Raw genomic sequence first — 25,200 nt, 5'->3', positions numbered from 1 at the left:
CGTCTGGCGATGAGCGTCAAAGCGCTTCGCGCCACCTTCGGTCCGCTGTGCCACTGGTGCGCGCTGCCCATGGATTTCAATGAACCGCTCGGCCGGCCCGAGTCCGCGACCGTCGAGCACCTGAACGACGCCACGCTGGGCAGCGTGCGCAAGCAGGCCCACCGGCGGCTGGCGCACGGCGCCTGCAATGCGGCGCGCAACGCTTTCCGCCAGCAGGCCGAGAACCAGTTCAAGGCCTGGATCGCCGAGCGCGTGGCACAGGCCGACGCGCGGCAGCCTCGCGAGGCTGGCCCACAGCCCGCCCAGGACATGCCCCATGAGCGCGCCTGAAGCCGCCACCGCCCCCTGCCCCTGCGGCCGGGTGGACCGGCGCAAGAAGCCCCTGAGCTATGCGGCGTGCTGTGGCCGCTATGTGGACGACTTCGCGCACACGCCCGCGCCCGACGCCGAATCGCTCATGCGGTCGCGCTACACGGCCTTCGTGCGGGAACGGGCTGACTATCTGCTCGCCACCTGGGCGGCCAGCCACCGGCCGGCGCACCTGCACTTCGACGCTGGCACGAAGTGGCTGGGCCTGGACGTGCGCGCCCATGCGGCGCAGGGCGCCGACCGGGCCGAGGTGGAGTTCGTTGCCCGCTCGCGCGACGCCACGGGTCGCGCCCATCGCCTGCACGAGCGCAGCCGCTTCGTGCGCGAGGGCGGGCGCTGGTACTACGTGGACGGCGCGCTGTTCTGAGAACGTGTTTACGATCTTCTGAGTAGCAGCCCCAAGAACGCCATGTGAATGAACTGCAAGCTGGTGTTGAGCAGCCTCTCGCAGTTCTTCCACAGCCTGCGGTTCTTCTCCAGCCACGCAAAGCTGCGCTCCACCACCCAGCGCTTGGGCATGACCTTGAAGGTGCGCAACTCGCTCCTTCTGGCGATCTGCACCGTCACATGCCCGCTCAGAATCTCTTGTACGCCCCGTGCAAAGGGCTGGCCCACGTAGCCGCTGTCGCCCAGCAGGCTTTGCACCCCTGTCAGCCTGGGCTTGCAGCGCCTGAGCGCCGCCAAGGCCCCTTTGCGATCCGTCACCTCGGCCGTGGTCACGGCCACCGCGTGCGGCAGCCCCTGGGTATCCACGCAGATGTGACGCTTGATCCCAGAGACCTTCTTGCCCGCGTCATAGCCCCTCAGGCTCGCCGTGTCGGTGTTCTTCACGCTCTGCGCGTCCACGATCAAGAGCGTGCTGCAGGCGTTGCGCCCCAGTCTCTCGCGGGCCGCGCCAACCTGATTTTTTGAGTGCCTGCTCCAGCACGCTCACGCCGTGCGGGTCAGGCTCGCTCCACTTGCGCCAGTAGGCATACACGTTCTGCCACTTGGGGAAGTCCGGTGGCAGATAACGCCACTGACAGCCCGTGCGCAGCAGGTACAGCACTGCGCAGAACACTTCGTACAGGTCCAGCTTGATCGGCTTGGTGCTGCGCCGAACGCCTCGCAGCAATGGCTCTATCTCGGCAAACTTCTCTCGGCTGATGTCGCTGGCGTATGGCTTTCTCTTCACCTCCCGATTGTCGGCGGGAGGTGATCGTAAACACGTTCTGAATGCCACCCGAGCGCTGCTGTCTCAGTCGCGCACCTGCGCCAGCGGCAGCAGTTGCCGCAGCGTGAGCGCGTAGTCGGCGGCCCTCACCGCCATGGGCACGACCGCGGCGTCGATGCCGTGTTGCGCGAACCACGGGTTGTAGATCATGGCGACTTGACGGTCTCGGTCGGATCGCCCAGCAGGGGCAGCAGTTCGGTGCCGCCGGAGATTATGGCGTGCCCGCCTTCATCGGGGCGGCGAACTGGTAGCCCACGCGCCGCGTCGGCGTCAGCGCCCCGAACTGCGGCCATTCGAGCAGCACGCCCTGCTGGCGCAGCAGGTGCTGGAAGTCCGCCAGCAGCTCGGGCACGGCGCGCACCGCGCGCGGCGGCTGCTTGCGCTGCAGCGCGAAGGCGGCCAGGAAGCCGGCCGCCTCGCCGATGCTCCACTCGGTCGCGTGTTCGCGGTAGGCGCCGTTGGTGATGCGCGTGGTGCCGATGTTCTTGCACGCGGGCAGCAGGTTCTGCACGCGCACGGGCAGCAGTGCGCCGAGCGGGATCTGGAAGGGGTAGGCATCGATGTCCACCGTGTTGCGCCCGCGCGTGCTCGGGTGCAGGTCGATGCGGTAGGCGCCGATGCCCACGCTGTCCTCGAAGCGCTCGGCGGCGTCGAAGCCGGCACGCGCCTGCACGCCGATGTGCTGTTCGAGCACCGTGAACTCGGCCTGGATGCGCCGGCCTTCGCGGTAGTAGACCTGCTTGGCCAGCCCGTCGGTGGTGCCCAGCACGTCGCCGCGCAGGCGCAGGCCCGGGTAGCCGTGGCCGCCGTCATGGCGCGGCGCTTCGGTCTGCATCCAGTAGAAGAAGGCCAGGCTGATGTCGCGCGCGCCCTGCAGCGCGGCCTGCTGCCGCTGCGGGCTCACGCCGACGAGGGGCTGTTCCCAGTAGTCCATCTGCGGCCAGTTGGCGAGCGTGATGTCGCTGGCGTAGGCGCCGGGCTCGAAGTTCTTGCGCCAGGCGATGCGGCGCGCGTGCCACAGGTCGTACAGCGTCTCGGCGTCGGTGGGGCCCACGAAGAGCGGGCGCTCGCGCGGCTCGTGCGTGACGAAGTCGCTCAGCGTCCAGCTCAGTTGCGGGCCGGGCCAGCAGTCCAGCTGCAATGTGCGCAGGCGGTCGTAGTCGCGTGGGCGCTCGATCGTGTGGTCTTCGCCGGGCAGGTAGTCGGCGGCCAGGCACCAGGTCACGGCCTGCTGGTCGAAGGGGTCGGGTTCGGCCAAGGCGCGCGGCTCCTGGGTCTGCGCCTGTGATTCGGCGCCGAAGACATGCTCCACACCGGCCAGATCGAGCACGTCGCCGATTTCCGTGGCGTCGATGAACATCGGCGCCCGCAGCACGCGCTGGCGGTTCTCGCGCAGGTCCAGCACCTGCATGGCCTGCACGCGGTCGCCGTCACTGTCCACCGATTGCAGACGGTGCTCGCGCAGCACCGTCAGGCGGCCCGCGGCCTCGTGCGGGGCCAGCATCCGGTCGATCACCTTCACCGCCACCCAGGGCTCGTGGCACAGGCTGCCCACGTTGCCCTGGCCGGGGTTGAGCCGCAGGTTCAGCCGTGCGGCTTCGGTGAGCGGGAAGCAGTCGCGGTAGTACTGGCGGATGCCGCGCCGCAGTTCCGCATAGCTGTGCGAGCCGCTCAGGTGCTCGATCCATGGATGCTCGTCGGGCGGCACGCCCTGGGCCGTGAGCTGGCCGCCCAGCCAGTCCAATTCTTCGGCCAGGATCACGCACGCGCCCAGGCGCAGGGCGGCCAGCGCGGCGGCGATGCCGCCCAGGCCGCCGCCGATCACCACCAGGTCGGCGTGCAGTTCGCTGCCATGCAGGTTGCCGGGATTCATGGGGGATGGGGTCCTCGCGCGGGCGGCGTCAATCGGGCGTCAGGCCCAGGCGGCGGATCGCGTCGCCGTAGCGCTGCGTCTCGGTCGCGATCAGCCGGGCGAAGTCGGCGCTCGAGCCCTGGCCGGGCGCCACGCCCAGCGACTGCAGCCGCTGCGCCACCGCGGGCTGCTGCAGCGCGGCATTCACTTCCTGGTGCAGGCGCTGCACCACGGCCGGCGGCGTGCCTGCAGGGGCCAGCACGCCGAACCAGCCCGTCACTTCGAACTGGGGCACGGCCAGCTCGGCCACGGTGGGGACCTCGGGCAGCACGGGCGCGCGCTGCGCGGTCGTCACGGCCAGCGCGCGCAGCTTGCCGGCCTGGATGTAGGGCAGGGCGCTGGAAGGAATGTCGAAGCCGGCATCGACCTCGCCCGAGAGCAGCGCCGTGAGCGCGGGGCCCGATCCCTTGTACGGGATCATCTGCATGTCCACCTTCGTCTCGTTCTTGAGGAATTCCGCCGCCAGGCTGGTCGTGGTCGCACCGCCGCCGCCGGCCGAGTAGTTGATCTTGCCGGGGGCCTTGCGCGCGGCCTCGAGCAGCGACCTGAAGTCCCGGATCGGCGAGCTGGCCGGCACCACGACGACGACGGGCGACTGGCCCACCAGCGCCACGGGCGCGAAGCTCTTCTGGTTGTCGTACTTGAGCTTGGGGTACAGCGCCGGGGAAGCCGCTGGTCACGAACAGCAGCGTGTGGCCGTCGGCCGGGGCTGCTGTCACGAAGCTGTTGGCGAGGGTGCCGCCGGCGCCCGGCCGGTTGTCGATCACGATCGGCTGGCCCAGGGCCTTGCCCATGGCTTCGCCCAGCAGGCGCGCGAGGATGTCGGCCGAGCCGCCGGCGGCGAAGCCGACGACCAGGGTGACGGGCTTGGAGGGATAGGCATCGGCGGCCTGGACGGCGGCAAGGGGCAGGCTGGCCGCGAGCAGGGCCAGGGCCGCGGACTTCAGTCCGCGGCGGCGGGAAATCGGGTGCATGCGTGTCTCCGTGCGGAACGCGTCCCCGGGGCGGGACGAACGCAGAAATGCTAGGAGCGGGCCGCCGCGTGCGCCAATACCAAGGCATGGCAAGGGCATGCCTGCGTGTTATGCCCGAGCGTCGTCCGCAGAGAATCTGTTCTGGACCGTCCCTGAGGAGTGCGCACTTGAACCTGCGACAGATCGAAGTCTTCCGCGCGGTGATGAGCACCGGCTCCATCACCGGTGCCGCCCGGCTGCTGCATGTCTCGCAGCCCGGCGTGAGCCGGCTGATCCGCCACCTGGAGCTGCAGTTGGGTGTGCCCTTGTTCGTGCGCGCCAGCGGCCGCCTGGTGGCCACGCCCGAGGCCTACACGCTGGAGGCCGAGGTCGAGAAGGTCTACCGCGGCGTGCGCCACGTGCAGGACGTGGCGGCCCACCTGCGCTTCGGCGCCCATGCCACGCTGCGTGTGCTGTCCAGCGCCAACACCGCGCTCGAGCTGGTGCCGCGCACCATCGCGCGCGTCATGCAGCGCTTTCCGAACGCGCAGATCGCCTTCGAGGCCCTGCCCACGCGGGAGATCGTGAAGCTGCTGGTGGCCGAGGAAGCCGACCTGGCGATCTCCAGCGCGCCGCTGGACCATCCCGTGCTCGACGTGCGCGAGTTCGGGCAATGGCGGCTGTGGTGCGCGCTGCCGCCGGGCCATGCGCTGCTGGCCGCCAAGCGCTTCGACCTCACGGCTGCGCTGCGCGAGCGGCTGGTGCTCTACAGCCCCGAGGCGCCGCAAAGCCGCGTGATCGACGGCTGGCTGGGCGAGCGCAACATCCACCCCCGGCGCGGCGTGGAAGTGCGCTCGGGCTATGCCGCCTGCGCCATGGCGGCGCACGGTGCGGGCGTGGCCTTCGTGGACGACCTGTCGGCCCGCGCCTTCCGCCCCGAACGGCTGGCCCTGGTGGCCCTGCCCAGGGCGCCGCGCTTCCCGGTCCTGCGCGTGAGCAACGTCCACCGGCCGCTGTCCACGCTGGGCGAGAGCTTCATGGCGCTGGCGCGCGAGGAGCTCGCGGCGATCCAGCAACACCCCATCGGCCGCCGCACCATCGGCACGCCGGCCGGCGGCCCGCCGCGCGATGGCCGATGATCGGCCTTCCGATTCCCCTTTGCGTTCCCTTTCTCTTCCATGACTGCCTTGCCCTTCGACGCCATCCTTTTCGACTGCGATGGCGTGCTCGTCGACTCCGAACCCATCACCAACCGCGTGCTGGCGCAGATGCTGGGCGAGCTGGGCTGGGCATTGAGCCTGGACGAATGCATGCGCCTGTTCGTGGGCAAGGCCGTGAAGGACGAAATGGCGATGATCGAGGCGCGCACCGGTGCGAAGCTCACGCCCGAATGGCTCCAGAGCTTCTGGCAGCGCCGCAACGAAGCGCTGGCGCAGGACCTGCTCATCGTGCCCGGCGCCGACGTGGGCGTGCGTGCCGTGCATGCGGCGCTGCAGGGGCGCATCGCCTGCGCTTCGGGCGCGGACCGCCGCAAGGTCGAACTGCAGCTGGCCAAGGTCGGCCTGCTGGACGCCTTCGAGGGCCGCATCTTCAGCGGCCACGAAACGCCGCGCAGCAAGCCCTGGCCCGACGTGTACCTGGCCGCCGCCGCCGCGCTGGACGTGGACCCGGCCCGCTGCGCCGTGGTGGAAGACACCGTGACCGGCGCCACGGCCGGCCTTCGTGCGGGCGCCACGGTCTTCGGCTACAGCCCGGGCGGCCTGGGCCACAGCAGCGCCGAGGCGCTGCGCGCGATCGGTGTGCCGCACATCTTCAGCGACATGGCGCAACTGCCGGCCGTGCTGGCGGCGGCCCGGCCGCCATCGGCCGGTTGATCGCCGCGCGCGCTTGGCGATAGACTCGGCCCCGCTCCGGGGTGCACGTAATGGCGTGCTGAGATGGCGGACCTGACCGCCGGAACCGCGAACTTGATCTGGTTAGTACCAGCGTAAGAAGAGCTGCAGTGCCGGTGAACCGGCGTGCGCCATGTGTGGGCCGATGAGGTTCTTTCCCTGCACAGCGTCCCCGGGGCGCCGGCCTGGGAAGGGTTCTGGTGGGCCGAGGCGCGCGCCCGCGTTCCTCCGGCGCGATGCGGAGCAATCCATCCACTTCCAAGGAGATTGCCCGCATGAATGCCCCAGACCGTTCCCTCCACGCCCGCCCTGACTTCGCCGCCCTGCTGGCGCGCACCCGCGAGCCCTTTCCGGCTTCCACCAAGGTCTACCTCGAAAGCGCGCGCGCCGATCTCGCCGAGCCCCTGCGCGTGCCATTGCGCGAGGTGCTGCTGACCAATGGCGAGCGCGTGCACCTGTACGACACCTCCGGTCCCTACACCGACCCGGCCGTGGACATCGACGTGCGCCGCGGCCTGCCAGGCGTGCGCACGCCGTGGATCGCCGCGCGTGCCGACACCGAAAGCTACACCGGCCGCCTGCACCAGGCGCTGGACGATGGCGTGAAGCACGAGGACCTGTCGGCCGCGCGCATCGCCGCGCTGCGGGCCGAGGCCGCCGGCCTGCAGCGCACGCCGCGCCGCGCCAAGGCGGGCGGCAATGTCACGCAGATGCACTACGCGCGCCGCGGCATCGTCACGCCCGAGATGGAATACGTGGCGCTGCGCGAGAACGGCCGGCGCGAATGGATGGCCGAGTACCTGGCCGACGCGGGCCGCGAGCAGCGCTTGCGCGGCAACGGCCTGGGCGCCGCGCTGCCCGCGGGCCCGATCACGCCCGAGTTCGTGCGCGACGAGGTGGCGCGCGGGCGCGCCATCATCCCGGCCAACATCAACCACCCCGAGGTGGAGCCGATGGCCATCGGCCGCAACTTCCTCGTGAAGATCAACGCCAACATCGGCAATTCGGCCGTCACCTCGAGCATCGAGGAAGAGGTGGAGAAGCTGGTGTGGGCGATCCGCTGGGGCGCCGACAACGTGATGGACCTCAGCACGGGCCGCAACATCCACACCACGCGCGACTGGATCGTGCGCAACTCGCCCGTGCCCATCGGCACCGTGCCCATCTACCAGGCGCTGGAAAAAGTGGGCGGCGTGGCCGAGGACCTGACCTGGGCGATCTACCGCGACACGCTGATCGAACAGGCGGAGCAGGGCGTGGACTACTTCACCATCCATGCCGGCGTGCGCCTGCCCTTCATCCACCTGACGGCGAACCGGCGCACGGGCATCGTGAGCCGCGGCGGCTCCATCATGGCCAAGTGGTGCATCGCGCACCACCAGGAGAGCTTCCTCTACACGCACTTCGAAGAGATCTGCGAGATCATGAAGGCCTACGACGTGAGCTTCAGCCTGGGCGACGGCCTGCGCCCCGGCAGCGGCGCGGATGCCAACGACGAAGCCCAGTTCGCCGAGCTGCGCACCTTGGGCGAACTGACGCAGATCGCCTGGAAGCACGACGTGCAGACCATGATCGAAGGCCCGGGCCATGTGCCCATGCACATGATCCAGGCCAACATGGCCGAGCAGCTGAAGCACTGCCACGAGGCGCCCTTCTACACGCTGGGCCCGCTGACCATCGACATCGCACCGGGCTACGACCACATCGCCTCGGCCATCGGCGCCGCCATGATCGGCTGGATGGGCACGGCCATGCTGTGCTACGTGACGCCCAAGGAGCATCTGGGCCTGCCCGACCGCGAGGACGTGAAGCAGGGGATCATCGCGTACAAGATCGCCGCGCATGCGGCCGACGTGGCCAAGGGCCACCCGGGCGCGCGCGTGCGCGACGACGCCATCAGCAAGGCGCGCTTCGAGTTCCGCTGGATGGACCAGTTCAACCTGGCGCTGGACCCGGACACGGCGCGCGACTTCCACGACGAGACCCTGCCCAAGGATTCGAGCAAGGAGGCGCACTTCTGCTCCATGTGCGGCCCCAAGTTCTGCTCGATGAAGATCACGCAGGAAGTGCGCGAGTTCGCGGCGGCGGGCATGCAGGCCAAGTCGGCCGAGTTCAAGGCCGCGGGCGGCGAGCTCTACATCCCCATCCAGCCGGCGGCCTGACGGGCGCGCGGCAGACCGGCCACGCGCATCAGTCCTCGAAATGCGGCCCCGGCCCGGTCTGCCCCAGCGCGTCCTGCGCGTTGCGCAGCGGGCAGGCCTTGAGCGACAGGCAGCCGCAGCCGATGCAGCCGTCGAGCTGGTCGCGCAGCTGCGTGAGCGCGTGGATGCGCGCATCGAGCTCGGCCCGCCAGCGCGCCGACAGCCGCCGCCAGTCGGCGACCGTGGGCGTGCGGCCTTCGGGCAGGGCCTGCAGCGCTTCGCCGATGGCGGCCAGCGGCACGCCCACGCGCTGCGCCACCTTGATGACGGCCACGCGCCGCAGCATCGAGCGCGGGTAGCGCCGCTGGTTGCCCGCAGTGCGCACCGAGTGGATCAGCCCGCGCGCTTCGTAGAAATGCAGGGCCGACACGGCCACGCCGCTGCGCGCGGCCAGCTGCCCCACGCTCAGTTCGGGCGGGGCATCGAAAGTGACGGGCATGCGGTGGTCGATGGGCATGGCGTAACAAGGAGAGGAGAACGTGCAAGGCTTGACCTCGATTATGGTTGAGGTTCCATACTGCCGGCATGTTCTTCCCACATCTGCATCTCCACCGCCTGTCCCTCGCGGCCGAGCCTGCCATCGCCGCAGCCGCGGCGTCTGCCGTGTCTGCGGCGTTTGCGCCGCCGGCCGCGGTGCACCGCTTCATCAACCCGGCCGGCCTGTACGACCCCGCCCCCCACGGCTATTCGCACGTGGCGCTGGCCGAAGGCGCGCTGCGGTGGGTGCAGGTGGCGGGCCAGGGCGGAGAAGGGCCGGACGGCGCCTTGCCGGCCGACTTCGGCGCCCAGGTCGACCAGGCGCTGGCGAACCTGCAGACGGCGCTGGCGGCCGCCGGCGCGCAGCCGGCGCATGTGCTCAAGCTCACGCTGCTGATCGTGGACCACAGCGAGGCGCGGCTGGCGCGGGTGTCGGCCGCGGTGCGCAGGGTGTGGGGCACGCTGCCCCCACCGGCCTGCACGCTGATCCCGGTGCCGCGCCTGGCGCTGGACGGCATGCGGTTCGAGATCGACGCGATGGCGGCCGTGCCCCTGCCGCCGCCGGCGCCCGCGGCCTGGGCCGATCCGCTCGCCTCCTTCGCCAGCGCCGGCCGGCGGGGGCGCGGGGCATGAGCGCCCGCGCCCTGCCAACCGCCGGCGGTCCGGCACTGCGCGTGCCGCGCCTGGGCGATGGCGCGCTGCTGCTCATGGCCCTGGCCACGGGCCTGTGCGCGGGCAGCAACTACTTCAACCAGCCGCTGCTGCATTCCATCGCCACCGGCCTGGCGGTGAACGATGCGGCCGCCGCCTCCACTGTCACCCTGTCGCAGCTCGCCTATGCGGCCGGCCTGCTGCTGCTGGTGCCGCTGGGCGACAAGCTGGAGCGGCGCGGCCTGGCCGTGGGCCTGATGGCGCTGGCCGCACTCGGGCTGCTGCTCAGCGGCTGGGCGCAGAACTTCCCGATGCTGGTCGCGGGCACGCTGATCACGGGCCTGTTCTCGGTGGCCGCGCAGATCCTGGTGCCGATGGCCGCCACCCTGGCCGAGCCCGCGCGCAGCGGACGCGCCGTGGGCCTGCTGATGAGCGGGCTGCTGATGGGCATCCTGGCGGCGCGCAGCGTGGCGGGCCTGCTGTCGGGCGTGGGCGGCTGGAGCCTGGTCTACCGCGTGGCCGCGCCCGCCATGCTGGCGCTGGCCGCCGCGCTGTGGTGCGTGCTGCCGCGCTCGCGCAACCCCGAGCCCATCCGCTATGCGCAGGTGCTGCGTTCCCTCGGCACGCTGGTGCGCGAGCACCCGCGCCTGCGCAGCCGCGCGCTGCTGGGCGCGTTGAGCTTCGGCTCGGTCAGCGTGCTGTTCTCGACCATGGCGCTGATGCTGGCCGGCCCCGCGCATGGCCTGGGCGACACGGCCATCGGCCTGATCGGGCTGGTGGGCGTGGCGGGCGCCTTCATGGCCAGCTTCGCGGGCCGCATGGCCGACCGCGGCCGGGTGCAGGCCACCACGGCCGTGTCGGTGGCACTGATGCTGGCGGGCTGGGGCGCGATGGCGCTGGGCGGTGCGCACCTGGGCGCGTTCCTGCTGGGCTTCCTGCTCATCGACCTGGGCCTGCCGGGCGTGCACATCAGCAACCAGAACGTGATCTATGCGCTGGCGCCGCAGGCCCGTTCGCGCGTCAACGCGGTCTACATGACCTGCTACTTCATCGGCGCGTCCGTGGGCTCGGCCCTGGGCGCGGCGGCCTGGCGCCAGGGCGGCTGGCTGGCCTGCTGCGCGCTGGGCGCGGCCCTGCTGCTGGGCGCGGCGGCCGTGCTGTGGCACGACCAGCGGCTGGCTCGCCGCACATGCGGCATTGGCTGACACGCGGGCGCGGCCCGGCGGCGCAGCATCTTTCGCATGACACACGAACCTCTTCAACTGTCGGTGGAAGAGCCCCAACCCGGCGACTTCCTCTGGGTCCTCATGGAAACCGACGCACAGGGCCGCCCCGTGCGCATCGCGCGCCGCGCCGAAGCGACCTGCGCGAGCTACGAAGCGGCGCTGGCCGCCGGCACTCGCGCGCTGAACGCGCAATTGCACCGCGCCGAACCGGCGCACGCCTGACGCGCCGCGGCTGGCGGGCGCGCCGCGCGCGGGCTCAGCGCGCCTTGCGGCGTGTGGGCGGCGGGGCGGTGCCGGCCACCTGCGCCGGCAGCAGTGCGCAGATCGCGCGCACCTGCTGCTGGATCACCTTGGCCACCTGGGCGCGGCGGGCCGGCCCGAGGCGGCTCGAGATCGCGGCCACGCTCACGGCCGCGATCGGGTTGTCGGGCGGGAAGGCCACGCCCACGGCGGCCGTGCCGGGCGTGGCGGCGCTGTCCAGAAAGGCATAGCCCTGGGCGCGTGTCTCGGCGACTGCCCGCTGCACGAAGCCGGGCGCGAACGCACCGTATTTCGCATAGCGGGCATCGTTCGCCTCGATGATCTGCGCCACCTCGGCTTCGGGCAGCGCACTGAGGATGGCCAGCCCGCCCGCGCCCACGCCCATGGGCCGGCGGATGCCCACGTCCAGTGTCAGCGCCTTGATCGGGTAGTCGCCCAGCACGCGGCTGGTGCAGATGGATTCGACGCCGCGCCGCTCGCTCAGGTACACGGTGTCCTGCGTCTCGTCGGCAATCGCGTGCATCGCCTGCTCGCACAGCTCGCTCAGGCGGTAGCGCGGCTGCGCGAGCATGCCCAGTTCGTAGAGCAAGGGCCCCAGGTGGTATTTGCGCGTCAGCGGGTCGCGCACCACCAGCTCTTCCAGCTCCAGCCGCTGCAGCATGCGAAAGCAGGTGGACATCGGCAGGCCGCTCACGCTCACCACGTCGGCGATGCGCATGCCGCGCCGCCCGCGCGAGGCGACCACGCGCAGCATGCCCACCACGCGCTCGATGCTCTGCGTGCCGGTGCGCGCGGGGGATTCCGCGGCGCCCGCGGGGCGGCCGTGGGGGCGGGCGGGGGCGTCCGGCGGGACGGAGGGCGTTTAGTTTCCACAGTGTGGCATTAACTCGGGTTGCACCTGAACGTTCTGGCTCCTTCATCCAATGTAATCGCGGTACTGCAGATTGATCAACAGCCACATCGTGGGAACCTCGATGGCGGCGACGTGAAAGAGCCATGCCCCAGACGATGACTGAGAAGATCCTGGCGCGCGCCGCCGGCCGGGGGCGCGTGCGTCCAGGCGAAGAGATCACGGCCCGCCCGGACTTCGTGATCGCCTACGACTTTCCCGGCTACACCGATGTGTTCTTCAAGGAGACGCGCGAGGACTTCGGCATCGAGAGGGTGTCCAGCCCCGAGCGCTTCGTGCTCTTCATCGACCACATGGTGCCGGCCACGGCGCCCAAGGAGGAAGAGCTGCACAAGATCACGCGCGCCTGGGGCCAGGAGCAGGGCGTGCCGGTGGTCGAGCGCGAGGGCATCGGCCACCAGGTCTCGGCCGAGCTGGGCTATGCCACGCCCGGCGCCTTCGCGGTGCATTTCGATGGCCACGTGAGCCAGCTGGGCGCCTTCGGCACCTTCGCCTTCGGCGCGCGCAAGGGCGTGGTCGAGGCCTTCGCCACCGAGACGATCACGATGACGGTGCCGGCGACGGTCAAGGTCGAGCTGACCGGCACGCTGCAGCCCGGCGTGATGGCGCGCGACGTGTTCCACCACATGGTGCGCGTGATGGGGCCGGCCTCCTGCCGCTTCAAGGTGGTGGAGCTCAGCGGGCCGGTGATCGACGCCATGAGCATCGAAGGCCGCCAGACCCTCTGCGGCCAGGCCATGTTCCTGGGCGCGACGACCATGCTGATCGCGCCCGACGCGAAGACGCTGGACTACGTCAAGGGCCGCTCCAAGGTGGCGCTGGATCCCGTGTACCCCGACCCCGACGCCGTGTACGAGCGCGTCGTGCGCATCGACGTGTCCGCGCTGGAGCCCATCGTGGTGGTGCCGCCCAGCCCGGCCAACACGCGCGACCTCAAGGACTACACCCGCGTCGAAGTGCACACCGGCTACCTCGGCTCCTGCGCCAGCGGCCGGCTGGAGGACCTGCGCATCGCGGCCGAGGTGCTGCGCGGGCGGCACATCCAGCCGGGCTTCCAGCTGCACGTGGTGCCCACGTCCAAGGCCATCATGGCGGCGGCGGCGCGCGAAGGGCTGATCGAGGTGCTGGTGGAGGCGGGCGCCTTCATCAGCTCGCCCAGCTGCGACTACTGCTTCGGCCGCATCGCCACCATGAGCGACGGGCAGCGCGCCGTCTCCACCGGCACGCTCAACACGCCGGGCCGCATGGGCAGTGTGGATTCGGAGATCTACATCTGCAACGCGGCCGTGGTGGCGGCGTCGGCGCTCGAAGGGCGCATCGCCGATCCGCGGCCCTACCTGGCCGAAGCGGCGGCAGGAGCAGCGGCATGAGCCTGGCCAACCTGCACGGCCGCGCGGCCTGGGTCTTCGAGGAGGACGACTACGACATCGACCTCATCATCGGCGTGCGCAACATCAAGATCACCGACGTGAAGGAACTGGCGTCGCTGGCCATGTCGGACTACGTGCCCGGCTTCGCGTCCACGGTGAAGAAGGGCGACCTGCTGATCGGCGGCGAGAACTTCGGCTACGGCCACCCGCATTACCCGGCCATGCGCGCGATGCGGCACCTGGGCATCGCGGCGGTGATCGCCGAATCCTTCTCGCCGGGCTTCTTCCGCGGCGAGACGAGCATGGGCTTTCCGCTCATCACCTGCCCGGGCATCCGCGCCGCGACCGCACGCGGCGACGAACTGACGGTGGACTGGGCCGCGAGCGAGGTGAAGAACCTGCGCACGGGCCAGGTCCTCGCGCTGCAGCCCTTCTCGGCCTCCGAGCGCGGCATGCTCGAAGCCGGCGGGCTGATCCCCTACCTGAAACGCCGGTTGGCCGGCAAGACGGACGCGGGCCCGGCGGCCTGAGGCGACCCTTCCACCCCCCCCCTGTCGTGACCCACGGTGTGCAGTCCGCGTCGGGCTGCGCCCCTTTCTTCTGGAGACATGCGATGACTTCCACCGGCCAGGCGCTGCGCGCGCGCATCACGAACGGTCCCACCGCCTGGTTCGGCGGCGCGCAGGACGCCCTGTCGGCCCTGCTGGTCGACCAGTCCGAACTCGATGGCATCTTCAGCACCGGCTTCGGCATCTCGGCTGCGCTGCTGGGCCAGCCCGACATGGAGCTCTACACCCTGAGCGAGAACGTGGCCACCGTGAACCGCATGGCCAATGTCGTGAAGAAGCCGATCTTCGTCGATGCGGACACCGGCTACGGCGGCGTGCTGAATGTCGCCCGCACGGTGCGCGAGTTCGAGAAGGCCGGCGCCGCCGCGCTGCAGCTGGAGGACCAGATCAGCCCCAAGCGCTGCCCCGCGGCCACCACGAGCTCCACGCTGGTGTCCCTGGACGACGCGCTGGCGCGCATCAAGGCCGCGCTCGATGCGCGCACCGACCCCGACCTGCTGATCGTCGCGCGCACCGACGCGGTGGACCCGAGCGAGGCGTTGGACCGTGCGGCGCGCTATGCCGAGGCGGGCGCGGACCTGATCCAGCCCATCTCGCGCACCTTCGACCGCTACGAGCAACTGGTGCAACTGCGCGAAACCTGCGGCCGGCGGCTGTCGCTGCAGCTGATGGCCGGCACCTGGATGACGGCGCTCACGCGCGAACAGATCGAGAGCGTGGCCGCCTTCGCCTCATACCCCATCGCGAGCCTGCTGACCACGGTCCACACCGTGCAGGCCAACCTGGCCGAGCTGGCGCGCCGCCGCTCGGGCGACTTCGCGAACCTGCCCTTCGAACAGACGACGATGGCCGCTTTCAAGAAGCTGATCGGCTGGCACGAACTGGAAGCGCGCCAGGCGCACTACGAAACGGGCGGCGCGCACTGAGTGCGCCCGGCCCGCCCACCAAGAGACCCTTTCCCCCACTAGAAGAATCAGGAGCCAACGTGCGCACTCTCACCCTCATCGGCCGCCTCGCCATGGCGGGCACCCTGTCGCTGGGCCTGGCCGCCACCGCCGTGGCGCAAGGCAGCGCCTACCCGAGCAAGCCGATCCGCATCGTCGTGCCGTACCCGGCCGGCGGCGCCACCGACGTGGCGGCACGCACGCTGCAGCCGCGCCTGCAGGAAGAGCTGGGCCAGCCCATCATCGTGGAGAACCGGCCCGGCGCCGGCGGCAACATCGCCATGAACAACGTGGGGCAGAGCGCGCCCGACGGCTACTCGCTGGCCATGACGCTGACCGGCATGCTGTCGATCAACCCCGTGATCTACAAGAAGGCCGGCTTCGAGGCGGCGGACTTCGTGCCCGTGGCGCGCGTGTCGCTGGCCCCGCTGATCCTGGTGGTGCCGGAGAAGTCGCCCTACAAGAACGTGAAGGAACTGCTGGAAGCCGGCAAGAAGGCGGGCAAGGGCGGCATGGCCTACGGCTCGGCCGGCGCGGGCGGGCTGTCGCACCTGGCGTCCGAATCGGAGAACAGCCATGCCAACGGCAACTTCACGCACGTGCCCTACAAGGGCGGCGCGCCACTGGTGCAGGCGCTGATGGCCAATGAAGTGGCCTGGGGCCTGCTGGGCACGGGCGACGTGCGCAGCTTCATCCAGTCGGGCAAGCTCAAGGCCCTCGGCCAGCTGCGCCAGGGCCGCTCGGAGCTGTGGCCCGAGGTGCCGACCCTGACCGAGCAGGGCGTGCCCGGCGGCGTGGACTTCGACGTCTGGTTCGGCATCGTGGCCCCGGCCAAGACGCCGGCGCCCATCGTCAAGCTGCTGGGCGAGAAGATCGCCAAGATCACGGCCGAGCCGGCCTTCCGCCAGCGCCTGCTGGACCTGGGCGGCGTGGCACCGGCCAGCGGCAACACGCCGGAGGCCTTCGCAGAGGTGCTCAAGCGCGAACTGGCCGTGCTGCCCAAGGCGGCGCAGGAAGCGGGGCTGCAACTGGACTGATCCGGTCCTTCTTCGGCCTGAAAGCGGCGCCCTGAGGGGCGCCGTTTTGCTTTCGCACGCAGGCTTACTTCGCCTGCAGCAGCGCGCCGGCTTCCAGCAGCACCAGTTCGTTGTCGTCCGCCCGGTTCGGCTCGCGGCTGCTGGAGAAGGGCAGGTTGTTGTCGTTGCCCACCACGATGTGCGTGGCATCGACCACGTCCACGTTCTCGATGGTGAAGAAGGGGAACTTCAGCACGCCGTCGTTGAGCGGCTTGCGCGCGAGCTGGTTCGGATCGGCGATGTTCAGCAGGTCGATGTAGCCGATCTTGCGCAGCGGGCCGCCCACGTTGGCATCGCTCAGCTCCACCTTGTAGACGCGCTTGAACTTGGCGATGTCATGGAAGCAATCGGCGCGCTTGACGCCCTCGGGGCAGGCCTTGTCGCTCGTGCCCTCGCCGTTGTCGCGCTCGATGATCAGGCCCGTCGTGCCGTCGATCATGTTGAAGTCGCCGATCGCATGGCCGTTGGCCTCCAGCACGTACTGCCAGTGGCGACCGGTCCACTTCTCGCTGGCCACGTCGAACTCCAGCACGCGCAGCGCTTCCTTGCCGTCCACCTTCTCGTAGTCCTTGGCGGCGGCGTTCCACACCGGGCCTTCGAGCAGCGCGTAGAGCTTGCTGCCGTCCTTCGACGCGGCCATGCCCTCGAAGCCCTTGGAGCGCTTGACCTGGAAGTCCACCGCACCACCGGGCGCGCCGGGCGTGGTCACAGCCGGGTGGTCGGGCGAGCGCACGGGCTTGCCGTCCACCTGCGTCTCGAACACGGCCAGCACTTTGCCCTTGAGGTCGGCCTTGATCAGGTAGGGGCCGAACTCCTCGCCGATCCACAGCGCGCCGCCGGCGAACTGGAAGCTCTCGGGGTCGAAGTCCGATCCCGTCAGGTAACGCTGCTTCGTGCCTTCGTGAACGATGCGGAAGGGCACCTTCTTGTCGGGGTCGTGCAGGAAGATCGTGTTCAGGCGGTTGAACTTGCCCGACTTGAAGTCCACCTGGTAGTGGTTCAGGTAGAGCATGAAGTCGGGCGAATTGACCTTGGCGCCCGCGCCGTTGTCGGTCAGCACCCAGAAGCTGCCATCGGCCATCTTCTTGATGCCCGAATGGCCCTGCAGCGGCTGCCCCTGGAAGGGCAGCGACACGCCGGTGCCGCGGCCGCCCGACAGGCCCTCGACGCTGCCCGGCGTTTCCACGCGCTGGCCGGTCGTGAACTTGCCGCTGACGCGCAGATCGGCTGGCGCGTCCTTGGGTGCGGCGACGAAGCTTTGGGCCGGCAGCAGCGCGTGGCCGGCCAGCGTGGCGGGGTAGGCGGTCTGTGCGGCGGCACCGGCACAGGCAAGGGCGGCGGCGAGGGAGAGACAGGAGAAGGGGGCGAGGCGCGTCATGAAAGAGGACCCAGGGTTTCAGTGAGACGCGAAACATGCCGATGCCGCGTGACGCTGCCATGACGGCTGTGCTGCCAGGCTTGGATGCCGTCCGGGTCAAGGGGCGGGCGACGAGGCAGGCGATGGGGCGGGCAAGGGCGCCACGCCCTCACGCTGGCGCCACGCGCCGGGCGCCATGCCGGTCCACTGGCTGAAGGCGCGCGAAAAGCTCTTCTCGTTGCGAAAGCCCACGGCCAGCGCGATCTGCTTGACCGAGCGCGTGCTGCGCCGCAGTTGGTCCAGCGCCTGTTCCAGCCGCACCTCGTTCTTCAGGCTCTGCAGGGACAGGCCTTCGGCCAGCAGCTGGCGGTGCAGCGTGCGGCTGGACATGTGCAGCATGCCGGCCAGGGCCTCGGCCTTGGTCAGTTCGGCGCCGTGGGTGCGCAGCAGCTCGCGCACGCGCTGGCTCAGCAGCCGGTCGCGCCGGTATTGCAGCACCGTGAGCGGCAGGGCGCGACGCAGCATCTGCCGCAGCGCGGCCTCGTCGCGCAGCAGCGGCAGCGCCAGGTACTGGGCGTCGAAGCTGTAGCCGGCCTGCGCGGCGTCGAAAACCATGTGGCCCGGGAACATCAGCGGGTAGGCGTCGGCATGCGGCGGTGGCGCAAACGGAAACCGCGCCTCGCGCAGCGACACGCGCGAATCGATGGCCCAGCTGGCATAGCCGTGCAGAAAGCGCAGGCTGGAGACCAGGCAGAACTCGCGGAACATGCCCAGGTCGCGCCGTTCCTCGATGCGCACATGGGCCAGGCCGTCGGCCACGTGCAGCGACAGGCCGATGTCGTCCACCAGCAGCGCATGGTGGCGGCACCAGCGCTTGAGCGCGACGCCCAGCGTGGGCGCGCCCAGCGAGGCGCGGCACAGCAGGCCGTAGCTGCCCCAGGGCAGGCGGCGGCTGAACCAGCCCAGCGCCTCGTCGTCCAGTTCCTGCATCGCATGGGCGTTGAGCGCCTCGAACTGCGCCGCCGTCACGCGCGCGCCGGGGCGCCACAGCTCGCGCGGCGTGATCTGTGCCGCCCGCAGCGCGCCGCCCGGGTCCACGCCGTAGCGTGCATAGCCCTTCATGATCGCCTGAACGAAGGCCATGGGCGTGGCCGCGCGGGGCGGCTTGAGGAAGGTGGGCGCGGTCATCGCGGCAGCGGAAGATGTGGCGTGATTTGCAACCATTGTGTCGCCAAATGCGGAGGTTGCGGGCGTAAGCTGTGCCTGTTTCGGCCGCGGCCCCGCCCCGGCCTCTTCATTCCCAAGGAGACAAGAACCATGGCGAACGCCCCCCTGCCCGGACTCGACTTCGACCTCGGCGACACCATCGACGCGCTGCGCGAAGCCGTGGCGGACTTCTGCGCCGCCGAGATCGCGCCGCGCGCGGCGGCCATCGACCACGAGAACCAGTTCCCGAAAGACCTGTGGGCCAAGCTGGGCTCGCTGGGCCTGCACGGCATGACGGTGAAAGAGGAATATGGCGGCACTGAGTTGGGCTACCTCGCGCACATCGTGGCGATGGAAGAGGTGTCGCGCGCCTCGGCCTCGGTGGGCCTGTCCTACGGCGCGCACTCCAACCTGTGCGTGAACCAGATCCACCGCAACGGCAGCGAGGCGCAGAAGAAGAAGTACCTGCCCAAGCTGGTGAGCGGCGAGCACGTGGGCGCCCTGGCCATGAGCGAGCCCAACGCGGGCTCCGACGTGGTCAGCATGAAACTCAGGGCCGACAAGAAGGAGGGCTACTACGTCCTCAACGGCGGCAAGATGTGGATCACCAATGGCGGCGACGCCGACACGCTGGTCATCTACGCCAAGACCGAGCCCGAGATGGGGGCGCGCGGCATGACGGCCTTCATCGTCGAGAAGGGCTTCAAGGGCTTCTCGGCCGGCACCAAGCTCGACAAGCTGGGCATGCGCGGCTCCAACACCTTCCCGCTGTTCTTCGACAACTGCGAAGTGCCCGAAGAGAACGTGCTGGGCGGCGAAGGCAACGGCGCCAAGGTACTCATGAGCGGGCTGGACTACGAGCGCGCCGTGCTGTCGGGCGGCCCGCTGGGCATCATGGCCGCCTGCATGGACGCGGTGATCCCGTACGTGCACGAGCGTCAGCAGTTCGGCCAGAGCATCGGCGAGTTCCAGCTGATGCAGGGCAAGATCGCCGACATGTACAGCACCTGGCAGGCCACGCGCGCCTACGTCTACGCCGTGGGCAAGGCCTGTGACCGCAAGGACCATGCGCGCAGCTTCCGCAAGGACGCGGCGGGCGCCATCCTCTACTCGGCCGAGAAGGCGACCTGGATGGCCGGCGAGGCGATCCAGGCCCTGGGCGGCGTGGGCTACACCAAGGAGTTCCCGGTCGAGCGGCTGTGGCGCGACGCCAAGCTCTACGAGATCGGCGCGGGCACGAGCGAGATCCGCCGCATGCTGATCGGCCGCGAGCTGTTCGCCGAGACGGCTTGAGCGGCTTCGCCGCCCGCCCATGAAGCGGCCCGCAGAAGCCGCGCCTGGAAGAACCTTGGGACATCCTCGGAGACATGCGATGACCGACAGCTACGCCCGCGGCGCCACCGAGCCCGCCCTGATCGAACACACCATCGGCGACTTCTTCGACGCCATGGTCGCCAAGCAGCCCGACGCGCTGGCGCTGGTGAGCCGCCACGAAGGCGTGCGCCGCAGCTACCGCGAACTGCAGGCCGAATCGAACCGCCTGGCCAGCGCCTTGCTGAAGGCGGGTTTGAAGCCGGGCGACCGCATCGGCATCTGGTCGCACAACAACCTGGCCTGGGTGCTGATGCAGATCGCCACCGCCAAGGCGGGCCTGATCCTGGTCAACATCAACCCGGCCTACCGTACCTCCGAGGTCGAGTACGCGCTGAACAAGGTGGGCTGCCGGGCGCTGGTGACCATGGCCCGCTTCAAGACCAGCGAATACCTGGCCATGCTGCGCGAGCTGGGCGCCGCGAAGCTGCCGCAGCTCAAGCACATCTGGTGGATCGACCGCGAAGGCGATGCAGACGAGGCGGCCGGCGACATTCCCCTCGCGCGCTTCTCGGCGCTGCTGCAGACGGGCGAGGCCGACGATGCGGCGGTGGCCCGGGTGCAGCAGACGCTGCAGGCCACCGACCCCATCAACATCCAGTTCACCAGCGGCACCACGGGCTTTCCCAAGGGCGCGACGCTGACGCATCGCAACATCCTCAACAACGGCTTCTTCATCGGCGAATGCATGAAGCTGGGGCCCGAGGACAGGCTGTGCATCCCCGTGCCCATGTACCACTGCTTCGGCATGGTGCTGGGCAACCTGGCCTGCCTCACGCACGGCAGCGCCATCGTCTACCCCAATGACGGCTTCGATCCGCTGCTGACGCTGGAGGCGGTGGAGGCCGAGCGTTGCACCGGCCTGCATGGCGTGCCCACCATGTTCATCGCCGAGCTGGACCATCCGCGCTTCGCCGAATTCGACCTCTCCAGCCTGCGCACCGGCATCATGGCCGGCACGGCCTGCCCCATCGAGGTGATGAAGCGCGTGGTGAGCCAGATGCACCTGAGCGAGATCACGATCGCCTACGGCATGACCGAGACCAGCCCCGTGAGCTGCCAGAGCAGCACCGACACGCCGCTGGAGCGCCGCGTGTCCACCGTGGGCACGGTGCAGCCGCACCTGGAGGTGAAGATCGTCGACCCCGAATCCGGCGCCACCGTGCCGCGCGGCGAGCGCGGCGAGCTGTGCACGCGCGGCTACTCGGTGATGCACGGCTACTGGGGCGACGAGGCCAAGACGCGCGAAGCCATCGACACCGAGGGCTGGATGCACACCGGCGACCTCGCGACCATGGACGCCGAGGGCTACGTGAACATCGTGGGCCGCATCAAGGACATGGTGATCCGCGGCGGCGAGAACATCTACCCGCGCGAGATCGAGGAGTTCCTCTACCGCCACCCGAAGGTGCAGGACGTGCAGGTCGTCGGCCTGCCCGACCGCAAGTACGGCGAGGAGCTGTGCGCCTGGATCATCCCGAAGCCCGGCCAGCAGCCCACCGAGGGCGAGATCCGCGACTTCTGCAAGGGCCAGATCGCGCACTACAAGGTGCCGAAGTACATCCGCTTCGTCACCGAGTTCCCGATGACCGTGACCGGCAAGATCCAGAAGTTCAAGATCCGCGAGCAGATGTCTCAGGATCTGGGCCTGGTCGCCGATCGCACGGCCTGACATGAAGCATCCCCCAGGCCGCTTCGCGGCTCCCCCTTCTCTGGCGCCTTCGGCGTGGAGGGGGCCGCACCCAGAGGCCTGGCAGAGCCAGTTCCCCGGGTGCCCTGAGCCATTCGCCGTGTGTGGCGGGGCCTCAATGCCCGTGCCCCGCCGCGCTCGCCTGCAGCCCCGCGGCCTGCTTCGCCACCGCCAGCCGCTTGCGCAGCGAGGTCTCGGACAGGTCCAGTTCCTGCACCAGGCTGCGCAGCGATTCGTCGTTGATGCGGTGCGCGTGCCGCTCGGCATACAGCGTGTCGCGCTCGGCATGCAGGCAGCGCAGGCGCAGTTCCAGCTCCATCACGTAGCGCAGGCGGCGCTGCCGGCGGACCTCGGGCGTTTCGGCCTGCGCCTCGGGCGTGGTCACGGCACTGCCGTCGTCCAGCAGGTCGATGCGCTTGCGGTAGTCCTGCGTGAGCCGGCCCGAGACCTCCTGGTACTGGGCCAGCCAGGCAGGGTCGTCTTCATGGCGCGCCAGTACCTCGGGGTCGGGCACCAGCCGCGCGATGGCCGCCTGGCAGGCCGCGAGGCGCGCCTGCCGTTCCTCGAAGGCCGAGGCCGGCTCGCCCGGCGCCGGCAGGTGCCGCAGCACCCAGGGCAGGCCGATGCTGCCCACCGCCAGCGTGAACAGGATGACGCCCGTGGCCAGGAAGACCAGCAGCTCGCGGGCCGGGAAGGGCTGGCCGTCGTGCATGAGCAGCGGGACCGACAGCGCGCCGGCCAGCGTCACCGCGCCGCGGATGCCGGCCAGCGTGGTCGCCAGCTGCAGCAGCGGCGAGGGCGGCTCGGCCATCCGGCCCGTGCGGTGCGCGCGGGCCAGGCTGCGGCGCACGCCCAGCATGAGCCAGACCCAGCGCAGCAGCAGCAAGGCGGTGCTGATCGCGACCACGTAGCCCAGCAGGGTCCAGGCGCCGTGGTGCCGGTATTCGTCCATCGAGCCCAGGATGGACGGCAGCTGCAGCCCCAGCAGCAGGAAGATGGCGCCGTTGAAGGACGATTCCACCAGCGTCCAGGTCGCCGCGGTCTGCATGCGCTCCGTGACGTAGGCGCCGCGGTCCAGGTCGGCGAAGTTGGTCGTGATGCCGGCCGCCACCGCCGCCAGGATGCCCGAGACGCCGATGCGCTCGGCCAGCAGATAGGCGGCAAAGGGCATGAGCAGGAGCAGCAGCACCATCTGCGTGGCCGCCACGTCGCCCACGCGTCGCGTGACCACGGCCCGCAGGCGCGCAAAGCCCCAGCCGATCAGCGCCCCCGCGCCCAGGCCGCCGATGGCGATCCACAGGAACTCCTGGGCCGCCTCGGTCCACGAGAACAGGCCCGTGAGCGTGGCGGCGACGGCGAACTTGAGGGCGACCAGGCCCGAGGCGTCGTTGAGCAGCGACTCGCCTTCGAGGATGTGCATGGTCTTGACCGGCATGCCCAGGTTGCGCGTGATGGCCGACACGGCCACCGCGTCGGTGGGCGAGACCACGGCCGCCAGCGCGAAGGCCACGGTGAGCGGGATCTCCGGGATCAGCCAGTGGATCAGATAGCCCAGGCCGATCACCGTGAACAGCACCAGCCCCAGCGCCAGCCGCAGGATGGGGCGCCACAGCGCGAAGAACTCGCGCTTCGGGATGCGCCAGCCGTCGGCAAACAGCAGCGGCGGGATGAACAGCAGCAGGAACAGCTCCGGATCGAAGGCGATGTGCAGCCCGTGGCGCGGCCACGAGAGCAGGGCACCGAGCGCGATCTGGATCAGGGGCAGCGGGATGGCGCGCACGTAGCGCGCCGCGATCCCGCTCAGGGCCCCCAGCATGAGCACGAGCAGGACGGTTTCGACGGTATGCATGGTGGGCGGCGCTCCCCGGGGACTTTTGCCCCGAGCTTAAGCCCGGCGGCCGCCGGCCCCACGGACACACAGCAAAGGAACATCAAGCCATGACGGCACTGGCCACCCAACTCAATCCGCGATCGGCCGACTTCCAGGCCAACGCCGCCGCCATGCGCGCGCTGGTCGACGACCTGCGCGTGCAGTTCGAGCGCGTGGCGCAGGGAGGTGGCGAGGCGGCGCGCGCCAAGCACACGGCGCGCGGCAAGCTGCTGCCGCGCGAGCGCGTGAACCAACTGCTGGACCCGGGCACGCCTTTCCTCGAACTCTCGCCACTGGCCGCGCACGGCATGTACGACGGTGCGGCGCCCGGCGCCGGGCTGATCGCCGGCATCGGCCGCGTGAGCGGGGTCGACTGCCTGATCGTGTGCAACGACGCCACCGTGAAGGGCGGCACCTACTACCCGATGACCGTGAAGAAGCACCTGCGCGCGCAGGAGATCGCCGCGCAGAACCGCCTGCCCTGCATCTACCTGGTCGATTCGGGCGGCGCCAACCTGCCGAACCAGGACGAGGTCTTCCCCGACCGCGAGCATTTCGGCCGCATCTTCTACAACCAGGCCAACATGAGCGCCGAGGGCATCGCGCAGATCGCGGTGGTCATGGGCTCGTGCACGGCCGGCGGCGCCTACGTGCCGGCGATGAGCGACGAGTCCATCATCGTCAAGAACCAGGGCACCATCTTCCTGGGCGGCCCGCCGCTGGTGAAGGCGGCCACGGGCGAGGTGGTGACGGCCGAGGACCTGGGCGGTGGCGACGTGCACACGCGCCTGTCGGGCGTGGCCGACCACCTGGCGCAGAACGACCTGCATGCGCTGGCGCTGGCGCGCCAGGCGGTGGCGAATCTCAATGCGCGTGCGACCCAGGCCCAACGCATTCCGGTCAACCCGCCGCGTGCGCCGCTCTTCGCGGCCGAGGAGCTGTATGGCGTGATCCCCACCGACACGCGCAAGCCCTTCGACGTGCGCGAGATCATCGCGCGCATCGTCGACGGCAGCGAGTTCCACGAGTTCAAGGCCCGCTACGGCGCCACGCTGGTGTGCGGCTTTGCCGAGATCGAGGGCATGCCCGTGGGCATCGTCGCCAACAACGGCATCCTGTTCAGTGAGTCGGCGCAGAAGGGCGCGCACTTCATCGAGCTGTGCGGCCAGCGCAAGATCCCGCTGGTCTTCCTGCAGAACATCACCGGCTTCATGGTGGGCCGCAAGTACGAGAACGAAGGCATCGCGCGCCACGGTGCCAAGATGGTGACGGCCGTGGCCACGGCCAACGTGCCCAAGTTCACGGTCATCATCGGCGGCAGCTTCGGCGCCGGCAACTACGGCATGTGCGGCCGCGCGTACAGCCCGCGCTTCCTCTGGATGTGGCCCAACGCGCGCATCAGCGTGATGGGCGGCGAGCAGGCCGCGAGCGTGCTGGCCACCGTCAAGCGCGACGGCATCGAGGCCAGGGGCGGCCAGTGGTCGGCCGAGGAGGAAGAGGCCTTCAAAGCACCCATCCGCCAGCAGTACGAGGACCAGGGCCACCCGTACTACGCGACCGCGCGCCTGTGGGACGACGGCATCATCGACCCGGCCGACACGCGCCGCGTGCTGGCGCTGGGGCTGGCGGCGGCGCGGCATGCGCCCATTCCCGAGCCGAAGTTCGGCGTGTTCCGCATGTGA

23 protein-coding genes, 1 pseudogene and 1 riboswitch are annotated in these 25,200 nt (G+C 70.1%); of the genes and pseudogenes, 15 read left to right on the top strand and 9 right to left on the bottom strand.

Annotation, left to right across the window (positions count from 1 at the left end):
* Positions 1-9: 9 nt before the first annotated feature.
* Together LG388_RS24875 and LG388_RS24870 are read left to right on the top strand one after the other, a co-directional pair.
* Positions 10-330, top strand: coding sequence for a hypothetical protein (locus LG388_RS24875; RefSeq protein WP_225785269.1), 321 nt, complete (start codon positions 10-12; stop codon positions 328-330).
* The gene (locus LG388_RS24870) at positions 317-736 is read left to right on the top strand and encodes a YchJ family protein (RefSeq protein WP_225785268.1); all 420 of its coding nucleotides are present in this window, start codon (positions 317-319) and stop codon (positions 734-736) included. Before LG388_RS24875 ends, LG388_RS24870 begins: the two co-directional genes overlap by 14 nt.
* An 8-nt stretch (positions 737-744) precedes the next feature.
* On the opposite strand, the gene LG388_RS24865 is transcribed toward LG388_RS24870, so the two are convergent.
* The 4 genes and pseudogenes from LG388_RS24865 to LG388_RS24850 form a co-directional block, all read right to left on the bottom strand.
* A protein-coding gene (locus LG388_RS24865) for an IS5 family transposase (RefSeq protein WP_370630242.1) occupies positions 745-1,543 on the bottom strand; the annotation gives its coding sequence in 2 pieces (ribosomal slippage) (positions 745-1,269 and positions 1,271-1,543; 798 coding nt in all).
* 63 nt (positions 1,544-1,606) lie between these two features.
* A complete protein-coding gene (locus LG388_RS26885) occupies positions 1,607-1,732 on the bottom strand; it encodes a hypothetical protein (protein WP_370630241.1) in 126 nt (41 codons plus the stop codon).
* A gap of 61 nt (positions 1,733-1,793) precedes the next feature.
* A complete protein-coding gene (locus LG388_RS24855) occupies positions 1,794-3,455 on the bottom strand; it encodes an FAD-dependent oxidoreductase (protein WP_225785266.1) in 1,662 nt (553 codons plus the stop codon).
* 28 nt (positions 3,456-3,483) lie between these two features.
* Positions 3,484-4,288 (bottom strand): annotated as a pseudogene (locus LG388_RS24850) (Bug family tripartite tricarboxylate transporter substrate binding protein).
* 347 nt (positions 4,289-4,635) lie between these two features.
* Here LG388_RS24850 and LG388_RS24845 point away from each other — a divergent pair.
* The 3 genes from LG388_RS24845 (at position 4,636) to thiC (ending at position 8,501) form a co-directional block, all read left to right on the top strand.
* Entirely contained in the window at positions 4,636-5,586 is a 951-nt protein-coding gene (locus tag LG388_RS24845) for a LysR family transcriptional regulator (RefSeq protein WP_225785265.1), read from the top strand.
* Between the two features lie 39 nt (positions 5,587-5,625).
* Positions 5,626-6,321 (top strand): HAD family phosphatase, encoded by a 696-nt coding sequence (locus tag LG388_RS24840; RefSeq protein WP_225785264.1) that lies wholly within the window; start codon positions 5,626-5,628, stop codon positions 6,319-6,321.
* A 27-nt stretch (positions 6,322-6,348) separates the two neighbouring features.
* Positions 6,349-6,458: riboswitch (TPP riboswitch) on the top strand.
* 156 nt (positions 6,459-6,614) lie between these two features.
* Complete coding sequence (gene thiC / locus LG388_RS24835) at positions 6,615-8,501, top strand: phosphomethylpyrimidine synthase ThiC (protein ID WP_225785263.1); 1,887 nt, start codon at positions 6,615-6,617, stop codon at positions 8,499-8,501.
* Between the two features lie 28 nt (positions 8,502-8,529).
* On the opposite strand, the gene soxR is transcribed toward thiC, so the two are convergent.
* Positions 8,530-8,997: a redox-sensitive transcriptional activator SoxR gene (gene soxR, locus LG388_RS24830; RefSeq protein WP_304956863.1), complete on the bottom strand. Its 468-nt coding sequence runs from the start codon at positions 8,995-8,997 to the stop codon at positions 8,530-8,532.
* A gap of 68 nt (positions 8,998-9,065) precedes the next feature.
* On the opposite strand from soxR, the gene LG388_RS24825 reads away from it, so the two are divergent.
* Genes LG388_RS24825 through LG388_RS24815 form a run of 3 tightly spaced genes read left to right on the top strand, consistent with a single transcriptional unit; the run spans position 9,066 to position 11,116 of the window.
* Positions 9,066-9,650, top strand: coding sequence for a RidA family protein (locus LG388_RS24825; protein ID WP_370630240.1), 585 nt, complete (start codon positions 9,066-9,068; stop codon positions 9,648-9,650).
* The gene (locus tag LG388_RS24820; protein ID WP_370630239.1) at positions 9,647-10,873 is read left to right on the top strand and encodes an MFS transporter; all 1,227 of its coding nucleotides are present in this window, start codon (positions 9,647-9,649) and stop codon (positions 10,871-10,873) included. The genes LG388_RS24825 and LG388_RS24820 overlap by 4 nt, the downstream gene beginning before the upstream one ends.
* A gap of 36 nt (positions 10,874-10,909) precedes the next feature.
* The gene (locus tag LG388_RS24815; RefSeq protein ID WP_225785262.1) at positions 10,910-11,116 is read left to right on the top strand and encodes a hypothetical protein; all 207 of its coding nucleotides are present in this window, start codon (positions 10,910-10,912) and stop codon (positions 11,114-11,116) included.
* Positions 11,117-11,150: 34 nt separating this feature from the next.
* On the opposite strand, the gene LG388_RS24810 is transcribed toward LG388_RS24815, so the two are convergent.
* Positions 11,151-11,909, bottom strand: a complete 759-nt coding sequence (locus LG388_RS24810) for an IclR family transcriptional regulator (protein WP_255632239.1) — start codon at positions 11,907-11,909, stop codon at positions 11,151-11,153.
* Positions 11,910-12,163: 254 nt separating this feature from the next.
* On the opposite strand from LG388_RS24810, the gene LG388_RS24805 reads away from it, so the two are divergent.
* The 4 genes from LG388_RS24805 (at position 12,164) to LG388_RS24790 (ending at position 15,985) form a co-directional block, all read left to right on the top strand.
* The gene (locus LG388_RS24805) at positions 12,164-13,435 is read left to right on the top strand and encodes an aconitase family protein (protein WP_225785260.1); all 1,272 of its coding nucleotides are present in this window, start codon (positions 12,164-12,166) and stop codon (positions 13,433-13,435) included.
* Positions 13,432-13,965: a 3-isopropylmalate dehydratase gene (locus LG388_RS24800; RefSeq protein WP_225785259.1), complete on the top strand. Its 534-nt coding sequence runs from the start codon at positions 13,432-13,434 to the stop codon at positions 13,963-13,965. Before LG388_RS24805 ends, LG388_RS24800 begins: the two co-directional genes overlap by 4 nt.
* A gap of 83 nt (positions 13,966-14,048) precedes the next feature.
* The gene (locus LG388_RS24795) at positions 14,049-14,930 is read left to right on the top strand and encodes an oxaloacetate decarboxylase (RefSeq protein ID WP_225785258.1); all 882 of its coding nucleotides are present in this window, start codon (positions 14,049-14,051) and stop codon (positions 14,928-14,930) included.
* A gap of 59 nt (positions 14,931-14,989) precedes the next feature.
* Positions 14,990-15,985 carry a tripartite tricarboxylate transporter substrate binding protein gene (locus tag LG388_RS24790; RefSeq protein ID WP_225785257.1) on the top strand — a complete coding sequence of 332 codons (996 nt, stop codon included), beginning with the start codon at positions 14,990-14,992 and terminating at the stop codon, positions 15,983-15,985.
* Positions 15,986-16,049: 64 nt separating this feature from the next.
* Here LG388_RS24790 and LG388_RS24785 read toward each other — a convergent pair whose 3' ends face one another.
* Together LG388_RS24785 and LG388_RS24780 are read right to left on the bottom strand one after the other, a co-directional pair.
* Positions 16,050-17,402 carry an esterase-like activity of phytase family protein gene (locus tag LG388_RS24785; protein WP_225785256.1) on the bottom strand — a complete coding sequence of 451 codons (1,353 nt, stop codon included), beginning with the start codon at positions 17,400-17,402 and terminating at the stop codon, positions 16,050-16,052.
* A gap of 96 nt (positions 17,403-17,498) precedes the next feature.
* The gene (locus tag LG388_RS24780; RefSeq protein WP_225785255.1) at positions 17,499-18,569 is read right to left on the bottom strand and encodes an AraC family transcriptional regulator; all 1,071 of its coding nucleotides are present in this window, start codon (positions 18,567-18,569) and stop codon (positions 17,499-17,501) included.
* Between the two features lie 129 nt (positions 18,570-18,698).
* On the opposite strand from LG388_RS24780, the gene LG388_RS24775 reads away from it, so the two are divergent.
* Positions 18,699-19,880 carry an isovaleryl-CoA dehydrogenase gene (locus tag LG388_RS24775; protein ID WP_225785254.1) on the top strand — a complete coding sequence of 394 codons (1,182 nt, stop codon included), beginning with the start codon at positions 18,699-18,701 and terminating at the stop codon, positions 19,878-19,880.
* Positions 19,881-19,959: 79 nt separating this feature from the next.
* Entirely contained in the window at positions 19,960-21,630 is a 1,671-nt protein-coding gene (locus LG388_RS24770) for an AMP-binding protein (protein WP_225785253.1), read from the top strand.
* A gap of 133 nt (positions 21,631-21,763) precedes the next feature.
* Here the strand turns inward: LG388_RS24770 and LG388_RS24765 are convergent, their stop codons facing one another.
* Positions 21,764-23,497: a Na+/H+ antiporter gene (locus LG388_RS24765; RefSeq protein WP_225785252.1), complete on the bottom strand. Its 1,734-nt coding sequence runs from the start codon at positions 23,495-23,497 to the stop codon at positions 21,764-21,766.
* 89 nt (positions 23,498-23,586) lie between these two features.
* Between LG388_RS24765 and LG388_RS24760 the strand changes: the two genes are divergently transcribed.
* Positions 23,587-25,200, top strand: a complete 1,614-nt coding sequence (locus LG388_RS24760) for a carboxyl transferase domain-containing protein (protein ID WP_225785251.1) — start codon at positions 23,587-23,589, stop codon at positions 25,198-25,200.

Origin of the sequence: Xenophilus sp. Marseille-Q4582 (assembly GCF_916700565.1) — a bacterium.
In the GTDB taxonomy this organism is placed as follows: domain Bacteria; phylum Pseudomonadota; class Gammaproteobacteria; order Burkholderiales; family Burkholderiaceae_C; genus Xenophilus.
The sequence above is the reverse complement of the archived record's forward strand: the minus strand, read 5'-3'. Positions and strand labels throughout refer to the sequence as shown.